This window comes from Proteus genomosp. 6, assembly GCF_040139785.1.
Lineage (GTDB): Bacteria > Pseudomonadota > Gammaproteobacteria > Enterobacterales > Enterobacteriaceae > Proteus.
On record NZ_JBEEVJ010000044.1, the window covers coordinates 1 to 1186 of the forward strand.

Annotated in this window: 1 protein-coding gene; it reads right to left on the reverse strand. The window is 45.2% G+C overall.

Going from position 1 to position 1186, the window contains the following annotated elements:
• Positions 1–2 precede the first annotated feature (2 nt).
• Positions 3–1186, reverse strand: a 1184-nt coding sequence (gene tuf, locus ABN212_RS18680) for an elongation factor Tu (RefSeq protein ID WP_196564508.1), incomplete at its 5' end; no start/stop codon positions are given.

Sequence of the window (1186 nt, forward strand, 5' to 3'; positions counted from 1 at the left end):
AATTAACCTAATACTTTAGCAACAACGCCCGCACCTACTGTACGGCCACCTTCACGGATAGCGAAACGTAAACCGTCGTCCATCGCGATTGGGTGAATCAGTTCAACGATCATGTTGATGTTGTCACCTGGCATTACCATTTCTACGCCTTCTGGTAATTCGATAGTACCAGTTACGTCAGTTGTACGGAAGTAGAACTGTGGACGGTAGCCTTTGAAGAATGGAGTATGACGACCACCTTCATCTTTGCTCAGAATATAAACTTCTGATTCGAATTTAGTGTGTGGCTTGATTGAACCTGGTTTTGCCAGTACTTGTCCACGTTCGATTTCTTCACGTTTAGTACCACGCAGAAGAACACCAACGTTCTCACCTGCACGACCTTCGTCAAGTAATTTACGGAACATTTCAACGCCAGTACAAGTTGTTTTAGTTGTTGGTTTGATACCAACGATTTCAACTTCTTCACCAACTTTGATAACACCACGCTCAACACGACCTGTTACTACTGTACCACGGCCTGAGATTGAGAATACGTCTTCGATTGGTAACAGGAATGGTTTGTCAATTGCACGCTCTGGTTCTGGGATGTATGAATCCAGTGCTTCTGCTAATTCAACAATTTTCGCTTCCCACTCAGCTTCGCCTTCCAGTGCTTTCAGCGCTGAACCACGGATTACTGGAGTGTCGTCACCTGGGAAATCGTACTGAGACAGAAGTTCACGAACTTCCATTTCTACTAATTCCAGTAACTCTTCATCATCTACCATGTCACATTTGTTCAGGAATACGATGATGTAAGGAACACCAACCTGACGACCTAACAGGATGTGCTCACGAGTTTGTGGCATTGGGCCATCAGTCGCAGCAACAACCAAGATAGCTCCGTCCATTTGCGCAGCACCTGTGATCATGTTTTTAACATAGTCGGCGTGACCTGGGCAGTCTACGTGTGCGTAGTGACGGCTTGGGGTGTCATATTCTACGTGTGAAGTAGAGATGGTGATACCACGAGCTTTTTCTTCTGGTGCGTTATCGATTTGATCGAATGCACGAGCAGAACCACCGTAAGTTTTAGCTAAAACTGTAGTGATTGCAGCAGTCAGAGTTGTTTTACCGTGGTCAACGTGGCCGATAGTACCAACGTTAACGTGCGGTTTTGAACGTTCAAATTTTTCTTTAGACA